Annotated in this window: 5 protein-coding genes; 2 read left to right on the top strand and 3 right to left on the bottom strand. The window is 61.1% G+C overall.

What is annotated here, in order from left to right; translation table 11 throughout:
• Both B2527_RS05650 and B2527_RS05645 read right to left on the bottom strand, forming a co-directional pair.
• The coding region (locus B2527_RS05650) for an Ig-like domain-containing protein (protein WP_293706557.1) at positions 1-1202 on the bottom strand (1202 nt) is incomplete at its 3' end.
• A 449-nt stretch (positions 1203-1651) separates the two neighbouring features.
• Entirely contained in the window at positions 1652-3343 is a 1692-nt protein-coding gene (locus B2527_RS05645; RefSeq protein ID WP_293706556.1) for a TolC family protein, read from the bottom strand.
• A gap of 526 nt (positions 3344-3869) precedes the next feature.
• Here B2527_RS05645 and B2527_RS05640 point away from each other — a divergent pair.
• Together B2527_RS05640 and B2527_RS05635 are read left to right on the top strand one after the other, a co-directional pair.
• Positions 3870-6086, top strand: coding sequence for a type I secretion system permease/ATPase (locus tag B2527_RS05640; RefSeq protein ID WP_293706555.1), 2217 nt, complete (start codon positions 3870-3872; stop codon positions 6084-6086).
• The gene (locus B2527_RS05635; RefSeq protein WP_293706554.1) at positions 6086-7327 is read left to right on the top strand and encodes an HlyD family type I secretion periplasmic adaptor subunit; all 1242 of its coding nucleotides are present in this window, start codon (positions 6086-6088) and stop codon (positions 7325-7327) included. The genes B2527_RS05640 and B2527_RS05635 overlap by 1 nt, the downstream gene beginning before the upstream one ends.
• Positions 7328-7813: 486 nt before the next feature.
• Here B2527_RS05635 and B2527_RS05630 read toward each other — a convergent pair.
• Positions 7814-8011 (bottom strand): hypothetical protein (locus B2527_RS05630; protein ID WP_293706553.1); only part of this gene is annotated, 198 nt, incomplete at its 5' end.

Here is an 8011-nt window from a genome sequence, read left to right as displayed (position 1 = left end):
CCGGTGACCTGGCCTTCGTTGTCGCTCAGCACGGCTTCGTCCGCCCCGGGCTTGGCGGGGGGCGTGAGGTCGATTACCACCACGTATTCATCCGATGATTCGGAGCTGTTGCCAGCCGGATCAGTGATCACCACCTCGAACGCATGCTCACCCTCGTCCAACGGAAGTTCCGGAGTGAACGACCAGTTGCCATCCTTGCCGACGGGCACTTCGCCGATAACCTTGCCATTATCGATGATGGTAACCGTGTCACCTGCGTCGCCCTTGCCGGACAGGGTTGGCTGACGGTCGTCGGTGCTGCCGCCATTGTCGATCGGACCGGTGATGGAACCCTCATTGTCGTCGACACTACCGATGCTCGGCTTGCCTGGCGGAGTGGTGTCAATGACGATCTCGACCTTGTCTGACGGTCCGGAGCTGTTGCCTTCCGGATTGACCACGATGACGTCAAATACATGCTTGCCATCGGGAAGCGCGGCATCGGGAGTGAACGTCCACTCTCCCTTTTCATTGACCACGGCGTCGCCTATGACTTTGCCGTTGTCGCTTATCACGATCTTGTCACCCGGGCGCTGCCCACTACCGCTCAGCGTCGGCTGGTTGTCGTCGGTAAGACCGCCATTATCGACCACGCCTTTATGCGGCCCCTTGTCATCAACAATGGAATCAATCCCGTTGTTATCCGGCACGGGCTTGTGCACCACTTTTCCGCCACCACCACGGTTATGGTCGATGATCGCCCCACCCACCAGCGCCCCAAGGCCCGCCAACGCAGCCGGCAGCAGCCCCCCCGCGACGACAAGGCCTTCACCGAATCCGACCAAAGCAGGGAATCCAAGCGCCAGGGGTGAAGACACACCGTCCAGCAAGAACGCGGCTGCGCTGTCGGTATCGCCATCAACCGCCACATAGGCGTAGTAGGCGCCGTCCTCCGCCTGGCCTACCAACTCACCAGGATGATCAAAGAAGCCCTCGATGATCAGCTCTGCCTGATCCGGATCGGTGCCTTCCAGTGCAACGTGGAGGTTCCTGCCAACACGCTTTACGGTGATGTTCTCCGGCGCAGCACCGCCATTTTCGGACAGCAGGTACTTGCCGCCAGAGACCGCCTTGATGCGGACAGCCTTGCCGCCATCAACGGCGCGCAAATCCTTGTTCGACTTTATGGTTTTGTCACTGATGACGGACACGCTTACGGACATTGCCTGATACCTGCCTGATGTTTTCTGAAGGCCCGACGGATCGCAGGCCAGTTGATAGGGGGCGGCCAATGGATCAGCCACTTTCTGATGGCGGCAAGTATGTTTTTGGAGCAAAGGGCGGTGAATAAGGAAAGTCCTAAAACGGCATCCTTTTAATCTCAAAATCCTTTATTAACAGACACTTCGACTCGAAAAACAGACACCTGAAACCGACCGCTGATTACCCCCAGCAAAATTCAAAGGCGCGTGCCATTTCGGAAAAAAAAGAACCCAAGATTGAAACGCCAGCAGTGACCTTGCGGGTATCGCTATCCAACTACTGTCCGGGCTGCTGACATACAGGCAAAAAAAAGCCCTCTCGCGAGGGCTTCGAAGGCAACATTGCCGATCATTGTGAGGTCTACGCATCATCGAGCCGAAGGAAGGTTCGACGGCTGGAGCGAATCAGCCTACTGTTTCTCTGCGGTTAGCCAGCGCATCAGCGCTCCCGCACTTGCATACTGGCGCAGCACTGCCTGATAGCCATCAAACCGATTACTGACCTCGCCCACCTGGTTGCTGTAATGCTCGGTTTCAGAGCTCAGTACGTCAAGCAGCGTGCGGCGTCCCAGGTGATACCACTGCTCATAGAAGGCCTCGCGCACCTTGTTGGACTCTATGGACAAGCCGCGGTACAGATCCGCCCGATCTGCAAGTGAGCGCGCATCCTGGTTGCCCGCACGGATGCGGTACTCAAGATCCTGCACCTGCTGCTCGGCATTCATCCAACCTGCCTCTGCACGCATGCGCGCCGCACGCTCCGCGGCTCGGCCTGACCCCCCGCGAAAAGCACTCCACGAAAGCGTCAAACCGGTGTGCCATGCCGATTCACGCCCATAAGCGTCGTCCGCGGTGCTCTTGCTCACCACCCAGTTGACCTGGGGCAGCAACGACGAACGCACCGCGTCGGCCTGTGTGTCGGCAGAGCGCGCCTGCGCCCTCGCCTGTTGCACGACAGGATGGTTTGTCGATTCCGCCAACAACCACTGCAGATCGGGCGAACCAAGATGCCACTGATTGGACTCCGGCAACGATGGCAATGGCCTCTCGCCCACCAGCTTGCGCAGATTGATCTCGATGTCGCGCGCCTTCGCTTCTGCGGTACTACGCGCAGCCTCGGCCTGCAGTAAGCGTGCCCGGGCCTGGGTGAGTTCACTGACACGTCCAGCGTCGACGGCAACGATGCCTTCAAGCATCTTCACCAGTTCACTCATCCGATCAACATAGCGCTGTCCAAGGCTGACAATTATCCGCTGCTTTCCCAACTCGACGAGATTGGCACTTACATCGTACGCCGCAGTTTCCAGCTCGGCAGTCAACGCCGACTCAGCAGCATTGACCATATGCCGCCGGCTCTCCACCGTGCGGCGAATGCGGCCCCAGTCGAACACCGGAGTGGTTACATCCAGCGCCAGTGACGCGCCATTGTCGCGGTTGCCGCCGCCACTCTGCCAGGACGCACCCTGCGCCCCCAACTGGACCTGCGGATAACGCTGGCCCTTGGCTTCGCTCACCTCTGCCTCCGACGCTGCGCGCTCGGCCAGCGCTCGCTTCACCGCCGGACTACGAACGGCCGCCGCCTCCACCAGTGTCAGGAAAAGGTCCCGCAGCTCGCCTTCTGACGGACTGGCAGGCACTTCGGCCACCGCGCCAGCTGCCGGCAGTGCCAATGCAGCCCAATCCACCTGCAGCGGCGCCGGCGCTGCCGTAGCGGGCTTTTCCGCTCCGTCGACGCCGACTGACTGGAGCGGCTCCGATGCCGGAAGCATGGAACCAGGCAACCGCGAGAACTCCAGCACCGGCTCCGGCTGCCGCGGCGACGGAGCGGCCGGTGCCAGACTCTCACGAACCGCTTGCAGCACCTGTGCTGAGCTGCTGAGGGCACCTGCCGGCGCTTCCCCTGCCACCTGCCCCGCACCTGCTTCGGCAGCCTGTACCTGTCGTTGCGCAACCACCCGCTCAAAGCGCAGCAATTCTTCATCGGCCCTTGCCGCCCCCGTCAGCCCCGCCATGCATGCCAGCGCGAGCACAGAAAGCCCCCTGGCTGGTTTCCGGATCACAGATTTGCCTGGACGAGCGACTTTGTGGCTGAACTTACCCATGATGACCTCTGAATGCCGCTGTCAGAGCGGCGACGTGCAACGGAATGGCCCGGCCGCGCACAGCGCTGCATTCAGCTGCTACGAACGCGCGGGGTTTGGCGGAGTGGGGAAAACGCTGCTGGCAAAAGAGTCAAGGATTAACTTGGGCAACGCTCGCGCCCTTGTTGGCAGACGGCCGCGCCATCCAGCGGACGCAATCCTAGAAAGCAGCCCCGGTCCAGTACATGAGACACGTCTGAATCTGCGCACGCCTTGGATGCAGGCAGCCTGGGTATCTCGCTGCCGTGCAGCGCTGATGCCAGCAGGTAAACCAACGCTTACGCACACCTCGAGACGCGGAACGTGGCCCATTCATGAAAACTAGGACCAATCCTATTCATCGCTTTCCGTGACGGCACCAGACTCTCTGTCGTGCCGAGGACAGGCAAGGTTGATTGCTTGCCCATGGCCTCTCTCACAAATCCCCATCACTCACGGGACCGCCATGAATACCCACCCGACCCAAGCTGCCGGGCAGGACCCCTGCTTGCCCCCAACGCAGACGCGCATTGGTGACACGCTGCTCGACAGCGTTTCCTGGATCTGTGCGCACTACGATCTGCAGCGTAGCCACGAAGCACTGTTGGCCGGATTGGCACATGGCGCTGCGCTATCGCCATCGCTGGCTCTGCAGGCATTGGACAACGCCGGCCTCACCGGTGGCCTTGTGAAACGTGACGTGCGCGAGCTGCCAACCCTGGTGATGCCCATGGTGTTGATTCGTGCTGGCCAGGGAGGCTGCATCCTGTTGGCGCGCAACACCGTGCGGAATGCCGACAACAAGCAGGAACTGCGCTATGACGTGGTCATGCCGGAGATATCGAATGAACCGGTGACCCTGTCCCAACAGGAGATGGATGACCTGTACTCCGGCTATGCCATCCTGGTAAAGCCGCGGGCGCAGAAGGAAGACCGCAACGATGAGGTCCTACCACCTGCCAAGGGACACTGGCTGTTCAGCACCCTCTGGCGGTACCGGCGCTACTACCGGAGCGCTGCAGTGGCATCGGTTGTGGCCAATGTGCTGGCGCTCGCCAGCATCTTTTTCACCATGAATGTCTATGACCGCGTGGTGCCCAACCAGGCCTTCGTCACGTTGTGGTCATTGGGTATCGGCGTCACCATCGCCATGTTGTTCGAGGCCGTCATCCGCTTTGTGCGCGCCCACCTGTTGGACGTGGCGGCAAAGAAGGCCGACCTGGTGCTGGGCAGCATGTTGTTCCGCCAAGCGCTTTCGGTACGAATGGAACACAAACCAGCGTCATCAGGCAGCTTTGCGAACCAGCTGCGCGAGTTTGAATCGGTACGCGATTTCGCCACTTCCGCAACGCTGGCCGCACTGGCAGACCTGCCATTCGTACTGCTGTTCGTCGCGGTGATCTTTTTCATTGGCGGCCCGCTGGGTTGGATCCCGCTGCTGGTGCTGCCACTGATCCTGATCATCTCCATCTGCATACAATGGCCCTTGGCCCGCACCATGCAGGAAAACCTGCGGGAATCCTCCCTCAAGCAAGGGGTGTTGATCGAATCCATTGAGGGCATGGAAACCCTGAAGGCCACGGGTGGTGAAGCCAGCATGCAGCGCCGCTGGCAACATTTCAGCGCTCTGCAATCGGTCACTTCCATGAAGTCACGGCGCCTGTCCAGCGCGGCAACCGGTACGGTGGCGCTGCTGCAGCAGCTGCAGACCGTGGCGCTGGTCATCACCGGTGTCTACCTGATCAGCGCCGGAAACCTGAGCATGGGTGCGCTGATCGGAACGGTGATGCTGGCCGGGCGCGCGACCGCGCCGCTTGGTCAGGTAATAGGCTTGGCGGTGCGCTTCCAGCAGGCGAAGGTCGCGCTGGTGTCGCTGAACAAGCTCATGGCCTTGCCCGTGGACCGCGATGCCCGCCAGGACTACCTGTCCGTACCGGCGCTCAGCGGCCAGTTATCGCTGAGGAACGTTGGCTTTGCCTACCCCGCCCCACCCATGCAGCCGAATCCTCCTGTGCTGGAGGGCATCAACCTGCAGATCGCACCAGGCGAACGCGTTGCGATCCTCGGCCGCATCGGCAGTGGAAAATCCACTTTGCTGAGAGTGATGTCGCGGCTGTACGCGCCCACGGCAGGCCGCATTTCAACCGATGGGCTGGATGTCAACCAGATTGACCCGGCTGATTGGCGCGCGGCCGTCGGCTACGTGGGGCAGGATGCACGTCTGTTCCATGGCACCTTGCGCGACAACGTCATGCTCGGTCGCCCCGATGCCAGTGCCGAAGAGTTGCTGCGCGTCCTGCGACTGACCGGGCTGGACCATATGGCCGCCGCGCACCCACGCGGCATCAACCTGCCAATAGGCGAAATGGGCGACGGTGTGTCCGGTGGACAACGCCAGCTCATAGCCTTGGCGCGCACCCTGCTCGCACGTCCCCATCTGCTGCTTATGGACGAACCAACCAGCGCCATGGATACGCAGACCGAAGCGGTTTTCCTCAACCACCTCAAGCGTGCCATGCACAACCAGAGCCTGGTGGTAGTAACGCACCGGCCATCGGTACTGGACCTGGTAGACCGCGTCGTAGTTGTGGAGAGCGGCCGGATCGTGGCCGACGGCCCCAAGGCCAACGTACTTGCCGCCCTTGGCGGCAAGTCGACAGCCGGCACGCCGACGACCGTGACCACTGTGTTGGCCGCACGCGCTGCAGCGCAGGAGGTGCGCTGATGTTTGGTCTGAACAAGAGCCGCGGTGCAGGCGCAAGAATAAGCGCCGCCGATGCTGCGTTCATGAATGACGTACAGGAATCGCTGCTTTCCCAAACCACCCCGGGCTCACGACTGGTCAGCTACATCGTGGCCGCCATCATCGTGGTAGGCGTGATCTGGGCATCGATGGCCCGTGTTGAGGAAATCACCCAAGGTGAGGCCAAGGTCATCTCGCGCAGTCGCGAGCAGGTCATCCAGAGCCTTGAGGGCGGCATTCTGGCAGAGATGTCGGTACGGGAGGGTGACGTCGTCGAATCCGGCCAGGTGCTGCTCAAGATCGACCCGACCCGTGCCAATGCCAGCTACCGCGAAGCACTCACCAAAGTGGTGGGCTTGAAGGCCACCCTCGCCCGCCTGCGCGCAGAAGCCTACGGACAGCCGTTGGTATTCGACGAGCAGGTAAAGCAATTCCCGGAAGAGGTTGAGAGCGAGACCCGCGCATTCACCGCGCGCCGGCGTGCACTTGAGGAAAGCGTTTCCGCACTTGATCGCAGCTATGCGTTGGCCATGCGCGAGATCGACCTTGCCGAACCACTCGCTGCAAAGGGACTGTTGTCGGATGTGGAACTGCTGCGCATGCGCCGACAGGCCAATGACATCCGCTCCCAGGTGGTTGAACGCCGCAATCGCTACCGGGCTGACGCCAACTCCGAGTTGGTGAAACTGGAAATGGAGCTGTCGCAGACCAGCGAAAGCCTGGTTGGGCGTGCCGACGTGGTTGAGCGCACCACGGTGACCGCTCCAGTGCGCGGCACGGTCAAGAATGTGCGGGTCAATACCATAGGCGGCGTGATCCAGCCTGGCGAGCATATTCTTGAGATCGTACCTTTGGAGGAACAATTGCTGGTTGAAGGCAAGATTCGTCCCAAAGACGTGGCATTCCTGCGCCCTGGCCTGCCGGCGACTGTCAAAATAACCGCGTACGACTATGCGATCTACGGCGGCCTGACCGGCACCGTGGAGCACATCAGTCCTGACACCTTGAAGGACGACGAAAAGGCTTCGGCTGGCCGCCCGGACACCACCTACTACCGCGTTGTGGTGCTGACCAACAAAAGCGCGCTGCATGCTGGCGACAAGGACCTGCCAATCATCCCCGGCATGGTCGCCACGGTAGAGATCCGTACCGGCGAAAAAACCGTTCTGGACTATCTGCTGAAACCCGTATTGAAGGCACGCGAAGCGTTCCGCGAACGTTGAGGCGGCACCGCCTGAAAAAGTGAGTCGCTTGCGGGAAGCAAAGTTTCGGCAAGCACAGCGCGGCAGATCCCCCATGGGCACTCTCCCGCCAAGAACGGTGTCCACCGGTCGCGCTGTGCTTGCCACCTCCCCGCTCGACCGTAGAGACGGCAGCAGCCACGGAGCATCCCGCTCCACAGCAACACGCCCCTTAGAAGCGCCCAAAGCTGCATTGCGGCATACACAGCAACTATCGGCAGCTTCCGCTATTCGGCTTACGCCGTGCCTACCTCTGTATACCAGACCGCTACTGGACCAGGCGCGGCGAACGCTGCGCCCTACGTGGACATACAGCAACAGGCTTTTTCAAAACCCACGCGCCCGGGTTGCGGCTGAGCCCGTTACTACTGGGAGCTTCCGCTTCGCGGCCCCAGCCACTGCAAGCTGCAAAGAAAAACCCCGGCTTGCGCCGGGGTTCTCTTTCACGCGTTACCGCTCAACTAGCACTCAGGCGTTGACCGAATCGGCCACGTCCTTGTAATCGCTGATCTGGTCGAAGTTCATGTAACGGTAGATGGTCTCGCCATTGGCGTTGATCACGCCGATGTCCGCCATGTACTCCTCCTTGGTCGGGATGCGGCCCAGACGCGAGCAGATCGCGGCCAGCTCGGCCGAACCCAGGTACACGTTGGTGTTGCGGCCCAG

It is taken from the genome of Stenotrophomonas sp. UBA7606, from assembly GCF_002477705.1.
Taxonomy (GTDB): domain Bacteria; phylum Pseudomonadota; class Gammaproteobacteria; order Xanthomonadales; family Xanthomonadaceae; genus Stenotrophomonas.
The sequence above is the reverse complement of the archived record's forward strand: the minus strand, read 5'-3'. Positions and strand labels throughout refer to the sequence as shown.